The organism is Pseudomonas acericola (SeqCode) (assembly GCF_053456465.1).
This window is the reverse complement of sequence record NZ_JBRFJB010000002.1, coordinates 1,139,772-1,159,052: the sequence shown is the minus strand read 5'-3', so window position 1 is coordinate 1,159,052 and position 19,281 is coordinate 1,139,772. Positions and strand designations below refer to the sequence as shown.

Sequence of the window (19,281 nt, the reverse complement as noted above, 5' to 3'; positions counted from 1 at the left end):
GTCAGAGCAGTGTTGAGATGGTTCATGGTTGACTCCCTTTCAATCCGCCCAGCCTCGGCAGTTGACCCCGCCAAGTCAAGGCGCAGAGAAGAACCGATTGAAACAGTCTGCAACAAGAGCCGCACCGGGGTCGTCATTCAGGTGCAAATGATGGCCGCCTGGCAGCGTGGTCACGGTGAAGGGCAGCTGGGAAAGCAATTCTGGATGTTTCGCCAGCATGCCGTCGGCCGCGACCACCAACTGCGTAGGGCAACCCACCCGCCGCACGAAGGCCATGGCTTGTTCGTCAGTCAGGCGCATCGGTGATGCCAGGGTCAGGCGGCTGTCGGTACGCCAGGTGTAACCGCCCGGCACCGGCATCAAACCGCGCTGGGCCAGCAATTCGGCGGCTTCGCGGCTGACCGCCACCAGGCCTTTCATGCGCACTTCCACGGCTCGGTCCTGGGTGGCGTAGACCGGCTTGCGTTTGTCTTGCAGGTCCAATTGCGCCTGCAACGCCATGCCCAGGCGCTCGGCGGCGTTTTCGCCGCTGGCGGTCGGCGGGATCACGCCGTCGATCAATCCCAGGTGCGTCACGCGCTCCGGCAAGGCACCGGCCAGCACCAGGGACACGATGGCGCCAAGGGAGTGGCCAAGTAATGCAAAACGTTTCCAGCCCAGTTGTTCGGCGACTTGCAGCACATCGTGGACGTAATCCCACAAGGCATAACCGGCCCCTGCTGGGCGATGCGCCGAATGCCCATGCCCCGCCATGTCCAAGGCGACGATGCGTAAGCCCGTCAGTTTCGGCGCCAGCCGCGCAAAGCTGTTGGCGTTGTCCAGCCAGCCATGCAGGGCGATCACCGGCAAACCGTCTTCGGGACCAAACAAGTGAGCCGCCAGCTCTATATGGGGCAGGCTCAGGCGCACTTCTTCCACCGCCGCGCTCATGGGCAGTTGCCCTCACGGGCGGCCCAGCGGGAGAACAGGTTCTTGATCAAGGTCGCGGTGTCCTGGGGGCGTTCGAGGGGGAACATATGGCCGCCGGGCATGGTGAGCATTTCGCCCATCGGCAGGCGATCGACGCCGCTGGCATGGTGACGCATCACCACCCGGCTCTGGCGGCCGCGCACCACCGCCAACGGCACTTTCAACTGGCGCACCTGGCCGGGGCTGGTGTGGGGCACGCCGCGGTAGATGCTGATTTCGGTGGCCGGGTCGAAGCGCAGGCGCAGGCGGTCGCCCACCTGGTGCAGACCGTGTTGCAGGTAAGCGTCGAAGCATTCCGGGTCGAAACCGCGAAACAGGGTTTTACCGGCGAAGTAGCTGCGCGCGCTGTCCAGGTCATTGAACTCTTCACGCCGGCCCAGGGTGCGCCCGGCGGGGGTCAGGCGGTCGATAAAGCCCAGGCGCTTGGCGGCGCGGATCACCCAACGGTCGGCACGGGTGAGCACCGGCGAGTCGAGCATCACCACACCACGGTACAACTGCGGGCAACGCATGGCCGCGTGCAGATGCAGCACGCCACCCAGGGAGTGGCCGACGCCCCACACCGGTTCTGGCTGCTGTTCCAGGTGGTGGATCAACTCGTCCACCAGGTTCTGCCAGTTATCGTCCACCGGAAACCTGGGGTCGTGGCCGTGCTGCGGCAAGTGAGCCACGGCGTATTCCGGGGCCAGGGCGGCAAACAACTTGCCGTACGTAGCCGAAGGGAAACCATTGGCGTGGGCAAAAAACACGTGCTGCGACATACCGGACTCATCTACAAAAACAGAAATCGATTGTCACCACGCCTGGCCGCAACAGCAATGACTGTAACTGCCAGGAATGATGACACTCACGCCACGCCTATCGCGCCGGCGGCTGCTCGCCCAACGGCACCACGGCCATGGTCAGGCGCGACACGCAGCTGGCCTTGCCTTCATCGCTGGTCAAGCGGATGTCCCACACCTGGGTCGTGCGGCCGATATGGATCGCCCGCGCCACCGCCGTCACCCGCCCGCTGCGCACACCGCGCAGGTGGTTGGCGTTGACCTCCAGGCCCACGCAATAGAACTTGCTGGCATCGATACACAGGTAGGCCGCCATGGAGCCAACGCTTTCCGCCAGCACCACCGACGCGCCGCCGTGCAGCAGGCCATAGGGCTGATGGGTGCGGTGATCGACCACCATGCTGGCGGTCAGGGATTCGTCGTCGAAGCTTTCGAAGCGAATGTCCAGCAGTTCACCGATGGTGTTTTTCTGGATCGCGTTGAGTTGCTCGATATTCGGTTGGGTGCGCCACAGGCCCATGGGGTAGTCCTTTGTTGGTTTTATGATGAGCCTAATCCTGCCACAGAACGGATTCGGAACGCTCGCTCCAAGTCTGCAAATGTGCACCGTAAGTCGATTCGATCACGTTGCGCTTGATCTTCAGGGTCGGCGTCAGGAAGCCGTTTTCCACCGCCCAGTTGTCATTCACCACCACCAACTGGCGCAGGCGCTCATGTTTATCCAGCCCCTGGTTGACCGTCTCCAGCCAGCGTTCAAGGCTGGCGTGCAGGGCTTGGCGGTCATGCGCCAGCGTCGATAGCACACACAACCCAATCGGCGCGCCGAGGCCATCACCGACCACGCACACCTGCTCGATGTGCGCATGTTCGGCCAGGCGGTTTTCAATCGGCGCCGGGGCCACGTATTTGCCTTTGCTGGTCTTGAAGATTTCCTTGAGCCGCCCGGTCAGGCGCAGGCGGCCGTCGGCGTCCTGCTCGCCCTTGTCGCCGGTGCGCAGGAAGCCATCGGCGGTGAGGGTCTCGGCGGTCTTCTCGGGGTCCTTGAAGTAACCGAGCATGGTCGCGCCGCTGCGCACCTGCACTTCGCCCGAGACGTCGATGCGCACTTCAACACCTGGGCATGGCTGGCCGATCCAGCCGATTGCCTGCTGGCCGGGGCGGCACACATGGGAGTAGCCGCAGCTTTCGGTCATGCCGTACACCTCCAGCACGTCCAGGCCCAGGCGTTGATACCAGCGCAGCAGCGCCTCGGGCACCGGTGCCGCGCCGGACAGGGCGATGCGCAACGCCTCCAATCCAAGGCCGGCGAGCACTTTATGGCCCACACGCTTGCCGATAAACGGCAGGCGCAACAGGGTGTCGAGGCGTTTTTGCGGGATCTTGGCGTAGACGCCCAACTGGAATTTGGTCCAGATGCGCGGCACACCAAACAACGCCGTCGGCCGCGCCCGGCGCAGGTCGGTCAGAAAGGTGTCCAGGCTCTCGGCGAAAAATACGGTTTGCCCGGTATAGATCGCGGCCATCTCGACAAACATCCGCTCGGCCACATGGCACAGCGGCAAGTACGACAACAACCGGTCGCCCTCCCCCAGGCCAAACACTTCGGTGCCGCGCGTGGCGGCAAAACCCAGCGCGCCGAAGCTGTGCATCACGCCTTTGGGCAGGCCGGTGGTGCCGGAGGTGTAGATGATGGTGGCAAGGTCTGATGCCGCTGGCTCTGGGTTGTCTTGAATGGGCGTGCAGGCTTGCAGGTCGGCCCAGCTGAAATCAAACGTGCCGGGCGGGCACAGCGGCAGGCTGATGGTCGGCACACCTGCGGGCACACCGGGCGCCATCGCGGGCCAATCGTCGAGCTTGCCGATAAACACCAGCGCCGCCTCAGAGTGCGTCAGCACATGGGCGACGGAGTCGGCAGTGAGGTTGGGGTACAGCGGCACCGAGACATGCCCGGCCATCCAGATCGCCAGGTCGGCGATGATCCAGTGCGCGCAGTTTTTAGAGATCAGGGCAATGTGCGAGCCACGTGGCAGCTCGCGGGCGCGCAGCCAGTGCGCGGCGCAACGGGCCTGGTGGCCGACATCGCCCCAGGTGAGGCTGTGCACCTCGCCCCCGCCGATGGGCTGGACCAGAAAGGTTTTGCGCGGATGGCGCGCTTCACGTTCAAAGAAGACCTGCAACGGCAAACGAAAAGCGACGGGCATGGGACGCGCTCCTTTGTGGTCCGATCATAGCCAACCAAGCACTTGCTTGGCTGACTATATAGCACACACAAAGCAGCGATCCAGCCTACGGATTCTTCACGCTGACCAGGCTCATCAGCCCCGCCAGCGGAAAATCCCCTTCCAGTTCCGCGAGGCTCGCGGTGTGCATCGGTTGCGGCTGACGCTGATGGCCATGCTGCAAAAAGCTGATCAGGCTGCCCACCAACGGCTGATGGCTGACCAGCAGCACGTTGTCATCGGTGTCGAGCTTTTCCAGCACCTGCAGCGGGTTGCCCTCGGGGGTCAGCCACGGCACCGTGCGGATTTCCGGCTCAAAGCCCAAGGCCTGGCGCACCAGTTGTGCGGTCTGCTGCGCCCGCACATAGGGGCTGGCGATGATCGCACTGAGGGGCTGGCCGATCAGGTGCGCGGCACTGCGCAAGACTTCGCCACGGCCATGTTCGGTGAGGTTGCGCTCGGCATCCGTGCGGGCATGCCCTTCGGCCTCACCGTGGCGCAGAATCCACAGCTTCACAGTTTTGGCTCTTCATCGCGCACCGGGTGCGGCGCCGGCGGCACGCTGTGGGCGGCTTCGCCCTCGGGTGCGCGCGGGGTAGGCCAATCGGCGAATGGCCACGGCTTTTGCTCGGTGTGGAAGCTGCCGAAGCGGCCGATCTGCGCGAGGAACTGGCTGAGGCTGTCGCCAAAGTTCATCAGGCCCAGGTTCGGCGCGCCGTACACCAGGCGGTAGATCAGTTGCACCACCACCAAGGCGCCGAGCAGGAACTGCGCGACCTGCCACACCAGGGCAAACACCAGCATCCAGAGGATGCGCAACACTATGGATTCGTACTTGGGCGCTGCTTTCGGATCGTTCATGACGCGTTCCTCAGTTGAAACCACTGGTGGAAATAAAATCGACATCGGTTTTCGGTTCGGCGCGCATCAGCAACTCGATGACCTGGTTCAAGGTGCGCCCTTCAAACAGGATCGCATGCAACCCGGCGACCAACGGCATATACACGCCGACTTCCTGGGCCTTGGCCTTCAGCACCTTGAGGGTGTTGACGCCTTCGGCCACTTCGCCCAGGCGCGTCACCGCGTCCTCCAGGCTCAAGCCCTGGCCCAGGGCGAAACCGACCTGGTAGTTACGGCTTTTTGGCGACGAGCAGGTGACGATCAAGTCGCCCACGCCGGCCAGCCCGAGGAAGGTCATCGGGTTGGCGCCCTGGTTCACCGCAAAGCGCGTCATCTCGGCCAGCGCGCGGGTGATCAACATGCTCTTGGTGTTTTCGCCCATGCCCAGCGCCACCGCCATGCCGGCGATGATCGCGTAGACGTTTTTCAGTGCGCCGCCCAACTCGACACCAAAGCGGTCGCCACTGGCGTAGACGCGGAAGGTACGACCATGCAGCACGGCCTGGACGCGCTCGCACAGTTCTTCGTCTTCACTGGCGATGACCGTGGCGGTCAACGCGTGCTCGGCGACTTCCCGCGCCAGGTTCGGCCCGGACAACACGCCAATGCGTGCCTGGGGCGCGATCTCGGTGAGGATTTCACTCATCAGCATAAAGGTCTGCGCCTCGATGCCCTTGGTCAGGCTGACCAGCAGCTTGCCGGCCAAACGCTCGGCGTGGGGCGCCAGCACCGCGCGCAAGGCGCTGGACGGCAGCGCGACAAAGCACAACTCGCACTCCGTCAGGGTTGCCAGCAAGTCCGTGACAGGTTCGACCGCCGCGTGGATCTTGATGCCTTTAAGGTAACGGGGATTCTCGCGGTGTACCCGGATGGCCTCGGCCTGCTCGGGATCACGCATCCACTGGCGCACCGCGTGGCCGTTTTCGGCCAGCAGGTTAGCCACGGCGGTGCCAAAACTCCCGCCTCCAAGGACCGCAATAGGGCGCTGTTCAGTCATATGCAATCCGTTAATCCATACCAGTGGCGATGGCCGCATTATACGGAGCGACCCGCTTGCGGCCAGCCCCCGCGTCAATTCGTAGGTTTGTCAGAAAATGCCACATTTGTGTGAAGTAATTGCAAATCCTACGACTGGCAAATGGCCCGACCTCAGTTAACATGGGCGGCTATCCGCAATTATCAAGGCCGTTCCGTGTATTTGGGCCCTCCTCCCCGTTCATCTCTGCTGCTGATGCTGCTGTGCAGCGGCACGGCTTTGGCCGACGATCTGTTCCTTGACAGCCAACCGCTGCCGCAGGTGCTCACCGCCACGCGGCTGAAGCAATCGGCCGCCGCCGTGCCGGGCAGCATGACCGTGATCGACAGCGAGCTGATCAAGGCCAGCGGCGCACGAGACATCAGCGAGCTGCTGCGCCTGGTGCCAGGGATGATGGTCGGCTACACCACCGGCAACCAGGCGGCGGTGAACTACCACGGCACCAGCGCCAGCGACGCACGGCGCATGCAGGTGTTGATCGACGGGCGCTCGGTGTACCGCGCGGGCCTGGCAACCGTGGACTGGAGCGACATTCCAGTGGCCATGGAAGATATCGAGCGCATCGAAGTGTTCCGCGGCCCCAACACCGTCAGCTACGGCGCCAATGCGTTGATGGCGGTGGTCAATATCCTTACGCGCTCGCCGGCCAACAGCCAGGGCACGCGGGTCAAAGTCATCCGCGGTGAGCGCGGGATCAACGATTTCTACGCCAGCCAGGGCGTGCGCTGGGACACCGGCGACCTGCGCCTGTCCCTGTCCGGGCAACAAGACGACGGTTTTGACAGCGATGCCGCCGGCGCCGACCGCCGTGACAGCCGTCGCCTCAACCGCTTCAGCCTGGCCGTGAGCCAGACGTTGAACGCGCAACAAAGCATCGACTGGCAACTGAATGCCAAGGAAGGGACCAACCAACGGCCCTATACCTACATGCCAGTATTCGCGGGGATTACCGAAGGTGGCGACAATTCCGACGTAGCAGCCAAGGACTACGCCGCATCCCTGCGCTGGAACTTCGATTTCAACCCTGAGCACAGCCTGTATATCCAGGGCTCTGCCCAACAGTGGGATCGCCAGCAGATCTGGAAGGCCTGCGACGCCAAGGTCTCATTCAGCCCCGAGCTGACGCGGCTGTGGCAACTGAACCCCAACTACGCCGAACAACTGGCGCGGCACATGGACAGCTACAGCCAGGGCGTCGCGCCGCCGGGCAGCGCCGACGAGCAAGCGCTGGGCAACCAGGTCCTGGACCAGTGGCGCAACGGCGCCAACCAGAGCGTGTGCGGCGACATCAACCAAAGCACCCGCGAAAGCCGTTACGACCTGGAGATCCAGGACACCCTGAGCCTGTCCGACAGCCTGCGCCTGGTCAGCGGTGTGAATTATCGCTATGACCGCGCCGACTCCGACACCTACTTCAACGGCACCCTGGACGACACCACCTGGCGCCTGTTCGGCCAACTGGAATGGCGCGCCAGCGAGCACTGGCTGTTGCAGGGCGGCGCGATGTTCGAAGACACTCACCTGAGCGGCAGCTCGCTGACGCCACGGGTGGCGGTCAACTACCTGATCAACCCGCGCCACGGCTTACGCGCGGTGTACTCCGAGGCGATCCGCTCGCCAGACATGTTCGAGAACAACGTCAACTGGAGCTACCGCGTCACCAACCTCAGTTCACCGGCTTACGGGCAGAATTCGGGCCAGTACTTTGTGGTGACACGTGGCCCAGGCAACCTCGACAAAGAGCTGATGCGCTCGCGGGAGCTGGGCTACAACGGTTTCTTCGCCGACATCGGGCTGAACCTGGACGTAAAGCTGTTCTACGACGAAATAACCGAGATGATCAGTTCGCCGCTGCGCAATAACCAGTACATTGCCAGCAACGCCAACAGCTCGCGGTTTACCGGCGCCGAATCCCAATTCGACTGGCGCATGAGCAGCGCCGACCGCCTGCGGCTGACCTATGCTTACGTCGACGCCACCACCAGCAACCCCAAGGACAAGGCCCAGACCGCGCGCAACAGTGGCTCGGCTGGCTGGCTGCGCGAATGGGGCCGGGGCTGGTCCAGCGCGCTGTTCTATTATGGCGACGATGCGCTCAACCAATATCGCTTCGAACGGGTCGACCTGCGGGTGGCCAAGCGCATTGCCCTGGGCAAAGCCAACGTGGAGCTGGCCGGCATGTTGCAACAACGCCTCGACAACCAGCCCACCACCTGGGCCGACAACAACTACGACTCCCGTCATGTCCTGTACTTCAGTGCAGAGCTAGAGTTCTGACATGGGCGCTCAGTCAAGGATGACCCACGTCTGGATGGCAAGGCTCTGGCGGCGCGCGCTGCTGTGGCTGTGCCTGCTCTTTAGCGTGCCGGCGTGGAGCGCCGATATCCTGCTGACCGCCGCCGACGACGGTGCGGGTGTACGGGCCTTCACCGAAGCCCTGGCCAAGGAGCGCCCGGAAGACCACGTCACCTTTACCCCGCTCAAGGACTTGCCCGCACCAGGCCGCCTACCCGCGAGCACGCGCCTGGTCCTGCTGGACCTGGCAGGGCTCGACTGGCGCCTGCAAGACGCCCAGGGCCCACCGACCCTGGTGTTGCGTATCAGCCGCCTGCAAGCCAGGCAACGCCTGGGCACCCACCTGCCGGCCAGGATCAGCCTACTGTGGAGCGACCCACCGCTGGCGCGCCAGTTGCACCTGATCGCCACGATCCTGCCCCAAGCCCGGCGCATCGGCGTGCTCTACGCGGCCGACAGCGAATTCCTCCTGCAAGAACTGCGCGAGTACGCCACGCCCATGGGCCTGGAAGTGGTGCCGCAGCTGTGGGAAAACACCAATGACAGCCGTCCGCTGCAAAACCTGTTCAAGAGCAGTGATGTGTTGCTCGGCCTCGATGATCCGCAACTCTACAACCCGAAAACCGCGAAAAACCTGCTGTTGAGCAGCTATGCCCGGCAATTGCCGCTGGTGGGGCCCAATGCCGGGTTCGTCCGCGCCGGCAGCCTGGCCAGCACCTACAGCGACCAGAGCGATTGGCTCGCGGTGCTCGACCGCCTGCTGGACCAGTCACCGGCCACGTGGCCACGCACGCTGTACCCGGAACACTTCAAAGTCGCGGGCAACCCGCAAGTCGCACGCTCGCTGGGGCTCGAAGAGGTTGATGAAACCGACGTCGCCGCCCGGCTGGCCGAAGGAGAAAAACGCCCATGACCTTGCGTCGTCGTTGGGATATCAACACCCGCACCCAGCTCATTACGCTGGGCCCGGCGCTGTTGCTGACGTTGCTGTTGATCAGCTTCTTTACCTTCGTGCGCATCCAGGATTTGCGCCAGGAACTGGACCACACCGGCCAGTTGATCGCCAACCAGCTGGCGCCCGCCACCGAATACGGGGTGATTTCCGGCAACAACGATGTGCTGGAGAGCCTGCTGCGCGCGACATTGGCCACGCCCCACGTGCGCTTCCTGGAGATCCAGGACAGCGCCGAGAACATCCTGGTGTATGTCGAGCAACCTTCGGAAACCCATGACCGTTCGCTGTCGGTCAAAGTTTTCCAGGCGCCGATCCGCCTGCAACATATCCAGCTGGGCAATGATTTCTTCCAGGACAACCTCAACGAACCCAAGGCGCCCCGCGCGGATTACCTGGGGCGGGTGATCGTCGGCATGTCCAACGACGCCTTCAGCCAGCGCCAGCAGGAGATCCTCTTCAAGGCTGGCATCCTGGCGTTGTTTGCCCTGCTGTTTACCTTCCTGCTGGCGCGGCGCCTGGCCGCGAGCCTGTCGCAGCCGATCAGCGCCATGGGCCATGCGGTCAAAGCGATCCAGCAAGGCGACTACAAGACCCCGCTGCCGATTGTCGATGACTCGGAGCTGGGCGACCTGTCGCGGCATATCAACAACCTCGCCGAAGGCCTCAACCAGGCCAGCCGCGAGCAACACCAGGCCATGGCCCAGTTGATCCAGACCCGTGAAGAAGCAGAGCGGGCGAACAATGCCAAGTCGGATTTCCTGGCGATGATGAGCCATGAGCTGCGCACGCCGATGAACGGCGTACTGGGCATGTTGCAGCTGCTGGAAACCACCGAAATGACCGAGGAGCAGACCGAATACGCGGCGCTGGCCTCCGAGTCCACCGAGCATTTGCTCAAGGTCATCAACGATATCCTCGACTTCTCGCGCATCGAACGGGCCGCCCTGGAACTGGAGCACATCCCGTTCAACCTGGCAGACCTGATCAACAGCTGCGCCCAGGCCTTCCAGCACAGCGCCGTGCAACGCGGGCTGGTGTTGGAGCTGCTGATTCCGCCGGGCATGGCCGCCCTGCAAGTTCAAGGTGACCCGACCCGTATCCGGCAAATCCTGGTGAACCTGATCGGCAACGCCTTGAAGTTCACCGAGCACGGCAACGTGACCATCGAGCCGCAGTGGCAGCCCCTCGACCACGAACTGCTGTGGTTTACCTGCACTGTGCGTGACAGCGGCATTGGCATTTCGGCCGAGCGCCTGGAGTTGATGTTCGACGCGTTCCAGCAGGCCGACAGCTCCATTTCGAGGCGCTACGGCGGCACAGGCCTGGGCTTGCCCATCGCCCGCACCCTGGCCGAACGCATGGGCGGCACGTTGCGCGCGCAAAGCGAAGAAAACCGTGGTTCGGTGTTTACCCTGGAAATCCCGCTGGCCATCGACCAGCAATACTTGCCGAAGATTGCCCATGACGGCGACGGCAAAAGCAGCGCCGGCGATGGCCGCCATGTGTTGCTGGTGGAAGACAACCCGGTCAACCGCACCGTGGTCGAAGCCATGTTGCGCAGCCTGGGCTTTGAAGTCAGCCTGGCCACCGACGGCGCCGAGGCGATCCGCAGTGCCGAAAGCCTGATATTCACCGCGATCCTGATGGACTGCCGGTTACCGTTGATCGATGGCTATGAGGCGACCCGGCAGATCCGCCAATTGCCGGGCTGCGCCGACCTGCCAATCATCGCCCTCACCGCCAATGCCTTGCAGGGCGACCGGGAAGCGTGCCTGGCCGCCGGAATGAACGATTACCTGGCCAAGCCATTCAAACGCACGGATTTGCAGCAAATCCTGCAACGTTGGGTGCAATAGCGCAGCGCCATCAGCCAACTCCGACTGGCGTGAAAGACGAAAGTGCGGCAGTCTTAGGCACCCAAACGGACCGATAAACAGGCCCGGTTTAAAATTTCAGTGAACAAGTGTACATTCAGTGCCTTGCCGCTGTGACTTTCACTACAACGCAATAGTCTATGTGTAGGCTGCCGGTATGAGGCGTAACGCTTCAGTCGGTTCGGGAAGATTTACCCTACCCTGCCGCATGGGATTATTGAGGAGCTCGCATGACCAAACAAAACGCCTTTACCCGGGAAGACCTGCTGCGCTGCAGTCGCGGTGAGCTGTTCGGCCCAGGTAACGCGCAACTGCCCGCCCCGAACATGCTGATGGTGGATCGCATCACCCATATCAGCGAAGAGGGTGGCAAGTACGGCAAAGGTGAATTGGTCGCCGAGCTGGATATCACCCCGGACCTGTGGTTCTTTGCCTGCCACTTCGAAGGCGATCCTGTCATGCCAGGTTGCCTGGGCCTTGACGCCATGTGGCAGCTGGTCGGTTTCTTCCTCGGCTGGCAAGGCCTGCCAGGTCGCGGTCGCGCCCTGGGTTCGGGCGAAGTGAAGTTCTTTGGCCAGGTCCTGCCGACCGCCAAGAAAGTCACCTACAACATTCAAATCAAGCGCGTCCTCAAGGGCAAGCTGAACCTGGCCATCGCCGATGGTTCGGTGAGCGTCGACGGTCGCGAGATCTATACTGCCGATGGCCTTCGTGTCGGCGTATTCACTTCCACTGACAACTTTTAAGGGTTATCCGCATGCGCCGCGTCGTTATCACTGGTCTGGGCATCGTTTCTTGCCTGGGCAATGACAAAGAGACCGTCACCGCTAACCTGCGTGCAAGTCGCCCTGGCATCCGCTTCAACCCGGAATATGCCGAAATGGGTCTGCGTAGCCAGGTTTCCGGCTCCATCGACCTGCCCCTCGAAGAACTGATCGATCGCAAGATCTATCGCTTCGTCGGCCACGCTGCCGCCTACGCCTACCTGGCCATGAAAGACGCAATCGCCGACTCCGGCCTGAGCGAAGACCAGGTATCGAACGTACGCACCGGCCTGATCGCCGGCTCGGGCGGCGCATCGACCCTCAACCAGATGGAAGCGCTGGACATCCTGCGCGAAAAAGGCGTGAAGCGCGTTGGCCCGTACCGTGTAACACGGACCATGGGCAGCACCGTTTCGGCCTGCCTGGCCACGCCATTTGCCATCAAGGGCGTGAACTACTCGATCTCCTCGGCGTGCGCCACCAGTGCTCACTGCATCGGTACTGCGGTTGAGCAGATCCAGTTGGGCAAGCAGGACATCGTGTTCGCCGGCGGCGGTGAAGAAGAGCATTGGAGCCAATCGTTCCTGTTCGACGCCATGGGCGCACTGTCCACCCAGTACAACGAAACCCCGGAAAAGGCCTCCCGCGCCTACGACGCCAAGCGTGACGGTTTCGTCATCGCCGGCGGTGGCGGCATGGTAGTGGTCGAGGAGCTGGAACACGCTCTGGCCCGTGGTGCCAAGATCTACGCGGAAATCGTTGGCTACGGCGCGACGTCCGATGGCTACGACATGGTTGCACCAAGCGGTGAAGGCGCCATCCGTTGCATGCAGATGGCAATGTCCACCGTGGATACCCCAATCGACTACCTGAACACCCACGGCACCTCGACTCCGGTCGGCGACGCCAAGGAAATGGAAGGCGTGCGTGCGGTATTCGGCGACAAGGCTCCGGCCATCAGCTCCACCAAGAGCCTGTCGGGTCACTCCCTGGGCGCCGCCGGCGTTCACGAAGCGATCTACTGCCTGCTGATGATGGAAGGCAACTTCATTGCCGGTTCGGCCAACATCGATGAACTGGACCCAGCAGTCGCTGACATGCCGATCCAGCTCAAGACCGTTGAAAACGCCAAGATCGACACCGTGATGAGCAACAGCTTCGGCTTCGGTGGCACTAACGCCACCCTGGTGCTGAAACGCTGGCAGGGCAAGTAAGGCCTGTCGCTTGATTGCATGAAAAAGCCCCGACTGGTTCGGGGCTTTTTTATGGGTGAATAAAACCCCTGTGGCGAGGGAGCTTGCTCCCGCTGGAGTGCGCAGCGCTCCCATTCTTTTGGGGCCGCTTCGCTGCCCAGCGGGAGCAAGCTCCCTCGCCACAAAAAGCAGTTACACCGAAAACCGCGCCACCATGGTGTTCAAATCCACCGCCAACCGCGACAACTCCTGGCTCGCCGCACTCGTCTGGTTCGCCCCGGTGGACGTCTGATGCGCCAAGTCACGGATATTCATCAGGTTACGATCCACCTCCCGCGCTACCGCTGCCTGCTGCTCCGACGCGCTGGCGATCACCAGGTTGCGCTCATTAATCAGGGTAAACGCCGACGCAATCGCCTCCAGCGCCGTCCCCGCCGATTTGGCAATATCCAGCGTGGCGTGTGCCCGCGTGTTGCTGTGCTGCATGGAACTGACCGCCTGATCGGTGCCCTGCTGGATGCCGCTGATCATCAGCTCGATTTCCTGGGTGGACTGCTGCGTGCGATGCGCCAGCGCCCGCACTTCATCGGCCACCACCGCAAACCCACGCCCGGCGTCCCCGGCCCGGGCGGCCTCGATGGCCGCATTCAGCGCCAGCAGGTTGGTCTGCTCGGCAATCGAACGGATCACATCCAGCACCTTGCTGATGCCATAGACCTTCTGCGCCAAGTCCTCGACCTGCGTGGCATTGGCGGTCACATCCGAGGCCAGCGCCTCGATCGACACCACCGTCTGCTGCACCTGCTCGCGCCCTTGCTGGGCGATGCGGTCGGACTCTCGGGACGCCTGGGACGTGGCCACCGCGTTGCTCGCCACCTCCTCGACGGCCGCCGTCATCTGATTGACCGCCGTCGCTGCCTGCTCGATCTCCTGGTTCTGCTGGTGCAGGCCACGGGTTGCATCCTCGGTCACGCAGCTGAGCTCCTCGGACGCGGAGGCCAGCTGGTTCGACGATTCGGCGATCTGTCGGATGGTGTCGCGCAGGTGTTCCTGCATACCCTTGAGCGCTTGCTGCAAACGCGCGGGCTCGTCCTTGCCGGTGACGTTGATCTCCCCGGTCAGATCGCCGCTGGCCACACCCTGGGCGACTTTCAGCGACTGGGCCAAGGGCAGCACGATGCTGCGGGTCAGCCATACCGCCAGACCAATGGTGATCAGCGCCGTCAGCACAATCATGCCGACCACCCAACTGCGCGACTGGCTGAATACGCTTTGCGCCAGGCTCGCGGCTTGGTTGGCGTTGGCTTTGTTGAGATTGACCAGGTCATGCAGCGTAACGGCCATTTCATCGGCGAGCTGATTCATCTCACCGTTGACCACCTTGATGGCGTCGTTCAACTGGTTGGTCTTGGAAAATCCCATGACCTGCTCCTGGCGTTGCAGGTATTGCTGCTCCTGGGCCTTGAAACGGTCGAACAGCGTGCGTTCCTCGGGCAGCACGATCAACGCTTCGTACAAGCTCTGCGCCTGGTGCAGGCCGCTCTTGAGGTCGCTGAGCTTCTGCTCGTTTTGCGCCAGCGCCTGGGGCTCGCGGTTGAGCAACAGGCGCAGGGTCAGTGCACGTACGCGCAACAGGTCCTGACTCATCTCCCCCACCGCCATCACGCTGGGTAGCCAGTTGTTCTCTACTTGATCGGATTGCTGGCGCATATTGGCCATCTGCAACAGGGCAAAGCCGCCCAGCGCGAACACCATCAACGCCAACACGCCAAAGCCCAGGCCTGCGCGCGGGGCGATATTCAGACTTCTGATACTCATGCCTTGGTTCCTTCCAAATGCGCTGCATCCATTTGCAGCTGGCTGCTCTTGAAGGTATCGGCCCTTGCGCCACTTTGCGTAAGACGAAAACGCGATATAAACCCTCAGCACAATCGCGGCGAAACTGATTGTAGAAAACATGGAACACCCGAACGCGCCCATGCTCTATAACTGCATGACCTTCATTCTGCCCCCTTGTGAGGTTTGCCATGCCCGTTACCGTCAATACGCTCAACCACGACAACTTCCGCCACAGCGTGAATATCAACAATCACGAGCTGTTCACCGACTTGCCTAAGAGCCTCGGTGGCGATGACTCGGCGCCCTCCCCGCACGACTATTTCGACGCCGCCCTGGCCTCCTGCAAAGCCCTGACCGTGAAGCTCTACGCGCAGAAAAAGGACATCCCGCTCACCGGCGTCACCGTGGAAGTCACCCACGACGCCACCGAGGAGCAGAAAGGCAAATACAAGCTCAACGTCAAGCTGACCCTCAAGGGCGTGCTTACCGATGCCCAGCGCGACGAACTGCACCGCGTGGCCGACCGTTGCCCGGTGCACAAGCTGATGACCACCGCCGAGATCAGCATCGACACCACCTTGTCGGAAGGCGCCTTCAGCCAGTAGCGGCAACATCCCGGCGAGCGGGTTATGCTCAACGCCATCTAACCCGCTCAGACTGGGACCTGCCATGACCCCCCTCACCGTGATCCGCCCACGCCCCGAAGACGTGGAAGGCCAGCCGATCCTGCGCCCGCTGCCCTCCCGTGAATGCCGCAGCGTCGGCCCCTTCGTGTTTTTCGACCACATGCTGCCAACCCGCTACGCGCCGGGCAGCGGTATGAACATCCGCCAGCACCCGCACATCGGCTTGTCCACCCTCACCTATCTGTTCGAAGGCGCATTGCAGCACAAGGACAGCCTCGGCTCGGACCAGGTGGTGCAGGCCGGCGACGTCAGCTGGATGACCGCCGGTAGCGCGATTGCCCACGTCGAGCGCACACCCGAGGCGCTCAAGGCCAGCGGTTTCAACCTGCATGGCCTGCAAGTGTGGCTGGCCTCGCCCAAGGATCACGAAACGGGGCCGGGCCACTACAGCCATCACCCGGCGGCGAGCCTGCCAGTCAGTGACAACCTGGGGGTGCAGATTCGCCTGATCGCGGGTAGCGGCTTCTGCCTGAAGTCACCGGTGCCCGTCCTGTCGCCCACGCTGTATGCCGAAGTGCGGATGCAGACAGCCACCACCCTGCTGATTCCTGATGAACATGAGGAACGGGCGGTGTATGTGCTGGACGGTGAAGTGCAACTGGACGGTGAGCCGCTGGAGGTACACAGCCTGGTGGTGTTGCCGCAAGGTCAGGAAATGGCGTTGTTCGCCGAGACGGAGTGCCACCTGATGGTGTTTGGCGGCGCGCCGCTGGATGGGCCACGGCGGATCAATTGGAATTTTGTCGCGAGTGATCCGGCGGTGATCGAGCAGGCTCGGCAGCGCTGGGCGGCGGGGGATTGGCCGACGGTGCCCGGTGAAACAGACAGGATAGAGTTGCCTGTGAGATAGCCATCGCGGGCAAGCCCGCTCCCACATTTTGATTTGTGAATACATTCAAATGTGGGAGCTGCCTGCTATAGGGCCAAAAAATCAGCCCTGAAACACTCCCATATTTTGATTTGTGAACGCATTCAAATGTGGGAGCTGGCTTGCCTGCGATGAGGCCAGTACAGGCGCTGAAGAATCAGCCCTGGAACACTTCATCCAACAAATCATGCATCGACTTGAACGCCCGCTTGGCCGTCTTCGCGTCATACATCATCTTGCCCGGCACATTGGCGTGCGGATCGGTGAAGGAGTGCACCGCACCGCCGTAGCTCAGCAATTGCCAATCCACGCCAGCCGCGTTCATCTCATCTTCAAACGCCGGCAGTTGCGCTTTGGGCACCAGTGGGTCGGACGCGCCGTGCAGCACCAGCACTGAACCCTGGATGTGCTTGGCACCTGCCGGGTTTTGCGTATCGATGGTGCCGTGGAACGACACGGCGGCCTTCAGCGGTGCGCCGGTACGCGCAAGCTCCAGCGAGCAGAAGCCGCCAAAGCAGAAACCAAAGGTCGCCAGTTTCGCGGTATCCACCTCGGCCTGGCCTTGCAGTTGCTCAAAGGCCGCTTGCATGCGCTTGAGCAACTCAGGGTTATCGTTTTTCAACGGCATCATCGCCGCGCCGGCCTCATCGCCATTCGACGGGCGTACGGTTTGCCCGTAGAGGTCGGCGATCAGTACCACGTAGCCTTTGCTGGCGACGCTTTTGGCGATCTCTTCGGCACCCGCACTCACCCCCATCCAGTTCGGCGCCATCAACAGACCCGGCAGCGGGCCCTTGTGGCTGGCATCAAACGCCAGGCGGCTTTCGTAGGACTGGCCATCAAGCTGATAGACCACGGAACGCACAGTGACTTGGCTCATCATTTACTCCAGTTGAGGTGCACGAGAACGAAAAAGCCCGCCGAAGCGGGCTTTTCTACAACGGTGTCAGACCGACAGTTCAACCAACAGCTTGTTCAGGCGGCGCACATAGGCGGCCGGGTCCTTCAAGCTGTCGCCAGCGGCCAGGGCCGCCTGGTCGAAGAGGATGTGCGACAGGTCGCCAAACCGCTCTTCGCTCTGCTCGCCGTCGAGTTTCTCGATCAGCGGGTGAGCCGGGTTGAATTCGAAGATCGGCTTCGAATCCGGAACCTTCTGGCCGCTGGCTTCGAGGATCTGACGCATCTGCATGCCCAGGTCCTGCTCGCCGATGGCCAGGATCGCCGGGGAGTCTGTCAGACGGTGGGAAACCCGCACTTCGCTGACAGCATCGCCCAGGGCGGTCTTGATCCGCTCAACCAGGCCTTCTTTGGCCTTGGCGTCTTCTTCGGCTTTTTTCTTCTCTTCTGCGGAGTCCAGGTTACCCAGGTCCAGGTCACCACGGGCCACGTCGACGAACGACTTGCCGTCGAACTCGCTGAGGTAGCTCATCAGCCACTCATCGATACGGTCGGTCAGCAGCAGCACTTCGATGCCTTTCTTGCGGAAGACTTCCAGGTGCGGGCTGTTCTTGACCTGGGCGTAGGTTTCGCCGGTCAGGTAATAGATCTTGTCCTGACCTTCCTTGGCGCGGGCCAGGTACTCGGCCAGGGACACCACTTGCTCGCCACCGTCTTCGTGAGTCGAAGCAAAGCGCAGCAGGCCGGCGATTTTTTCCTTGTTGGCGAAATCTTCAGCCGGGCCTTCTTTCATGACCTGGCCGAAGTTTTTCCAGAAGCCCTTGTATTGCTCAGGCTCGTTCTTCGCCAGTTTTTCCAGCATGTCGAGCACGCGCTTGGTCAGCGCCGACTTCATGGAGTCGATGATCGGGTCTTTCTGCAGGATTTCCCGCGACACGTTCAGCGACAGGTCATTGGAGTCGACCACGCCTTTGATGAAGCGCAGGTACAGCGGCAGGAACGATTCCGCCTGGTCCATCACGAACACGCGCTGCACGTAGAGCTTGAGGCCTTTTGGCGCTTCACGCTGGTACAGGTCGAACGGCGCACGGGCCGGTACGTAGAGCAGCGAGCTGTATTCCAGCTTGCCTTCGACCTTGTTGTGGCTCCAGCTCAGCGGATTCTCGTAATCGTGGGCGATGTGCTTGTAGAACTCCTGGTATTCCTCGTCTTTGACTTCGGTACGAGGACGGGTCCACAAAGCGCTGGCGCGGTTGACCACTTCCCATTCCTGGGCAGGTTGTTCTTCGCCTTCGGCAGCGGCTTGTTCTTTCGGCAGTTCGATGGGCAAAGCGATGTGGTCGGAATATTTCTTGATGATGTTGCGCAGGCGGTAGCCGTCGGCGAACTCATCTTCAGCGTCTTTTAGGTGCAGCACGATACGGGTGCCACGGTCGGCCTTGTCGATAGTGGCGATTTCAAATTCGCCCTCACCTTTGGACGACCAGTGCACGCCTTGGCTGGCGTCGAGGCCGGCGCGACGGCTGAACACTTCAACCTTGTCGGCAACGATAAAGGCCGAGTAGAAGCCCACGCCGAACTGGCCGATCAGGTGCGAATCTTTTTTCTGATCGCCCGACAGGTTCTTCATGAAATCGGCGGTACCGGATTTGGCGATGGTACCCAGGTGGGTGATCGCGTCTTCACGGCTCATGCCGATGCCGTTGTCTTCGAGGGTGACGGTCTTGGCGTCCTTGTCGAAGCTCACACGGATTTTCAGTTCGGCGCCGCCTTCCAGCAACTCAGGCTTGGACAGGGCTTCGAAACGTAATTTGTCGACAGCGTCAGAGGCGTTGGAGATCAATTCGCGAAGGAAGATTTCCTTGTTGGAATACAGCGAATGGATCATGAGGTGCAGCAGTTGCTTCACCTCGGTCTGGAAGCCCAGGGTTTCCTTTTGAGTTTCCACGCTCATGGTCATCAAACTCCAATTGGATGGCAGTGGCCGCTTTCTCAATGATTGGC

The 19,281-nt window shown here is 62.0% G+C and carries 17 protein-coding genes; 7 read left to right on the top strand and 10 right to left on the bottom strand.

Going from position 1 to position 19,281, the window contains the following annotated elements; genetic code table 11:
• Positions 1-75: 75 nt before the first annotated feature.
• The 7 genes from ACU688_RS11520 to ACU688_RS11490 all read right to left on the bottom strand — a co-directional run bounded on the left by ACU688_RS11520 (position 76) and on the right by ACU688_RS11490 (position 5,867).
• Positions 76-930 carry an alpha/beta hydrolase gene (locus ACU688_RS11520; protein ID WP_448184773.1) on the bottom strand — a complete coding sequence of 285 codons (855 nt, stop codon included), beginning with the start codon at positions 928-930 and terminating at the stop codon, positions 76-78.
• Positions 927-1,730, bottom strand: coding sequence for an alpha/beta fold hydrolase (locus tag ACU688_RS11515; RefSeq protein ID WP_207041487.1), 804 nt, complete (start codon positions 1,728-1,730; stop codon positions 927-929). Before ACU688_RS11515 ends, ACU688_RS11520 begins: the two co-directional genes overlap by 4 nt.
• Before the next feature lie 97 nt (positions 1,731-1,827).
• On the bottom strand, positions 1,828-2,271 hold the full coding sequence (locus ACU688_RS11510; RefSeq protein WP_124525306.1) for a hotdog fold thioesterase: 444 nt from the start codon (positions 2,269-2,271) through the stop codon (positions 1,828-1,830).
• 31 nt (positions 2,272-2,302) lie between these two features.
• Positions 2,303-3,952, bottom strand: coding sequence for an AMP-binding protein (locus ACU688_RS11505; protein ID WP_448184772.1), 1,650 nt, complete (start codon positions 3,950-3,952; stop codon positions 2,303-2,305).
• An 85-nt stretch (positions 3,953-4,037) separates the two neighbouring features.
• On the bottom strand, positions 4,038-4,487 hold the full coding sequence (gene sixA, locus ACU688_RS11500; protein WP_448184771.1) for a phosphohistidine phosphatase SixA: 450 nt from the start codon (positions 4,485-4,487) through the stop codon (positions 4,038-4,040).
• Positions 4,484-4,831 carry a DUF4389 domain-containing protein gene (locus ACU688_RS11495; protein ID WP_017734316.1) on the bottom strand — a complete coding sequence of 116 codons (348 nt, stop codon included), beginning with the start codon at positions 4,829-4,831 and terminating at the stop codon, positions 4,484-4,486. The genes sixA and ACU688_RS11495 overlap by 4 nt, the downstream gene beginning before the upstream one ends.
• Before the next feature lie 10 nt (positions 4,832-4,841).
• Positions 4,842-5,867, bottom strand: a complete 1,026-nt coding sequence (locus tag ACU688_RS11490; RefSeq protein WP_257781966.1) for an NAD(P)H-dependent glycerol-3-phosphate dehydrogenase — start codon at positions 5,865-5,867, stop codon at positions 4,842-4,844.
• 195 nt (positions 5,868-6,062) lie between these two features.
• On the opposite strand from ACU688_RS11490, the gene ACU688_RS11485 reads away from it, so the two are divergent.
• From ACU688_RS11485 to fabB, 5 genes are all read left to right on the top strand, one after another.
• Complete coding sequence (locus ACU688_RS11485) at positions 6,063-8,183, top strand: TonB-dependent receptor plug domain-containing protein (protein ID WP_448184770.1); 2,121 nt, start codon at positions 6,063-6,065, stop codon at positions 8,181-8,183.
• 1 nt (position 8,184) lies between these two features.
• Positions 8,185-9,114, top strand: a complete 930-nt coding sequence (locus tag ACU688_RS11480) for an ABC transporter substrate-binding protein (RefSeq protein WP_448184769.1) — start codon at positions 8,185-8,187, stop codon at positions 9,112-9,114.
• Positions 9,111-11,012, top strand: a complete 1,902-nt coding sequence (locus ACU688_RS11475; RefSeq protein ID WP_448184768.1) for an ATP-binding protein — start codon at positions 9,111-9,113, stop codon at positions 11,010-11,012. The genes ACU688_RS11480 and ACU688_RS11475 overlap by 4 nt, the downstream gene beginning before the upstream one ends.
• Before the next feature lie 248 nt (positions 11,013-11,260).
• Positions 11,261-11,776, top strand: a complete 516-nt coding sequence (gene fabA, locus ACU688_RS11470; RefSeq protein ID WP_017734321.1) for a 3-hydroxyacyl-[acyl-carrier-protein] dehydratase FabA — start codon at positions 11,261-11,263, stop codon at positions 11,774-11,776.
• Positions 11,777-11,787: 11 nt separating this feature from the next.
• The gene (gene fabB / locus ACU688_RS11465) at positions 11,788-13,008 is read left to right on the top strand and encodes a beta-ketoacyl-ACP synthase I (RefSeq protein ID WP_017734322.1); all 1,221 of its coding nucleotides are present in this window, start codon (positions 11,788-11,790) and stop codon (positions 13,006-13,008) included.
• Positions 13,009-13,179: 171 nt separating this feature from the next.
• Here fabB and ACU688_RS11460 read toward each other — a convergent pair whose 3' ends face one another.
• Complete coding sequence (locus ACU688_RS11460) at positions 13,180-14,805, bottom strand: methyl-accepting chemotaxis protein (RefSeq protein ID WP_448184767.1); 1,626 nt, start codon at positions 14,803-14,805, stop codon at positions 13,180-13,182.
• A 209-nt stretch (positions 14,806-15,014) separates the two neighbouring features.
• On the opposite strand from ACU688_RS11460, the gene ACU688_RS11455 reads away from it, so the two are divergent.
• Together ACU688_RS11455 and ACU688_RS11450 are read left to right on the top strand one after the other, a co-directional pair.
• Positions 15,015-15,431 (top strand): OsmC family protein, encoded by a 417-nt coding sequence (locus tag ACU688_RS11455; protein ID WP_207041478.1) that lies wholly within the window; start codon positions 15,015-15,017, stop codon positions 15,429-15,431.
• Positions 15,432-15,495: 64 nt separating this feature from the next.
• Entirely contained in the window at positions 15,496-16,362 is an 867-nt protein-coding gene (locus ACU688_RS11450) for a pirin family protein (protein WP_448184766.1), read from the top strand.
• 175 nt (positions 16,363-16,537) lie between these two features.
• On the opposite strand, the gene ACU688_RS11445 is transcribed toward ACU688_RS11450, so the two are convergent.
• Positions 16,538-17,260: a dienelactone hydrolase family protein gene (locus ACU688_RS11445; RefSeq protein ID WP_448184765.1), complete on the bottom strand. Its 723-nt coding sequence runs from the start codon at positions 17,258-17,260 to the stop codon at positions 16,538-16,540.
• A 66-nt stretch (positions 17,261-17,326) separates the two neighbouring features.
• Positions 17,327-19,231, bottom strand: coding sequence for a molecular chaperone HtpG (gene htpG / locus ACU688_RS11440; RefSeq protein ID WP_448184764.1), 1,905 nt, complete (start codon positions 19,229-19,231; stop codon positions 17,327-17,329).
• Positions 19,232-19,281 lie beyond the last annotated feature (50 nt).

Bases quoted from the DNA above. Each gene is read 5' to 3' on its own strand.
- ACU688_RS11480 (WP_448184769.1), top strand. From the start codon at position 8,185: ATGGGCGCTCAGTCAAGGATGACCCACGTCTGGATGGCAAGGCTCTGG.
- ACU688_RS11450 (WP_448184766.1), top strand. From the start codon at position 15,496: ATGACCCCCCTCACCGTGATCCGCCCACGCCCCGAAGACGTGGAAGGC.
- ACU688_RS11520 (WP_448184773.1), bottom strand. From the start codon at position 930: ATGAGCGCGGCGGTGGAAGAAGTGCGCCTGAGCCTGCCCCATATAGAG.
- ACU688_RS11460 (WP_448184767.1), bottom strand. From the start codon at position 14,805: ATGAGTATCAGAAGTCTGAATATCGCCCCGCGCGCAGGCCTGGGCTTT.
- ACU688_RS11510 (WP_124525306.1), bottom strand. From the start codon at position 2,271: ATGGGCCTGTGGCGCACCCAACCGAATATCGAGCAACTCAACGCGATC.
- ACU688_RS11445 (WP_448184765.1), bottom strand. From the start codon at position 17,260: ATGAGCCAAGTCACTGTGCGTTCCGTGGTCTATCAGCTTGATGGCCAG.
- ACU688_RS11495 (WP_017734316.1), bottom strand. From the start codon at position 4,831: ATGAACGATCCGAAAGCAGCGCCCAAGTACGAATCCATAGTGTTGCGC.
- ACU688_RS11505 (WP_448184772.1), bottom strand. From the start codon at position 3,952: ATGCCCGTCGCTTTTCGTTTGCCGTTGCAGGTCTTCTTTGAACGTGAA.
- htpG (WP_448184764.1), bottom strand. From the start codon at position 19,231: ATGAGCGTGGAAACTCAAAAGGAAACCCTGGGCTTCCAGACCGAGGTG.
- fabA (WP_017734321.1), top strand. From the start codon at position 11,261: ATGACCAAACAAAACGCCTTTACCCGGGAAGACCTGCTGCGCTGCAGT.
- ACU688_RS11490 (WP_257781966.1), bottom strand. From the start codon at position 5,867: ATGACTGAACAGCGCCCTATTGCGGTCCTTGGAGGCGGGAGTTTTGGC.
- ACU688_RS11515 (WP_207041487.1), bottom strand. From the start codon at position 1,730: ATGTCGCAGCACGTGTTTTTTGCCCACGCCAATGGTTTCCCTTCGGCT.
- fabB (WP_017734322.1), top strand. From the start codon at position 11,788: ATGCGCCGCGTCGTTATCACTGGTCTGGGCATCGTTTCTTGCCTGGGC.
- ACU688_RS11475 (WP_448184768.1), top strand. From the start codon at position 9,111: ATGACCTTGCGTCGTCGTTGGGATATCAACACCCGCACCCAGCTCATT.
- ACU688_RS11455 (WP_207041478.1), top strand. From the start codon at position 15,015: ATGCCCGTTACCGTCAATACGCTCAACCACGACAACTTCCGCCACAGC.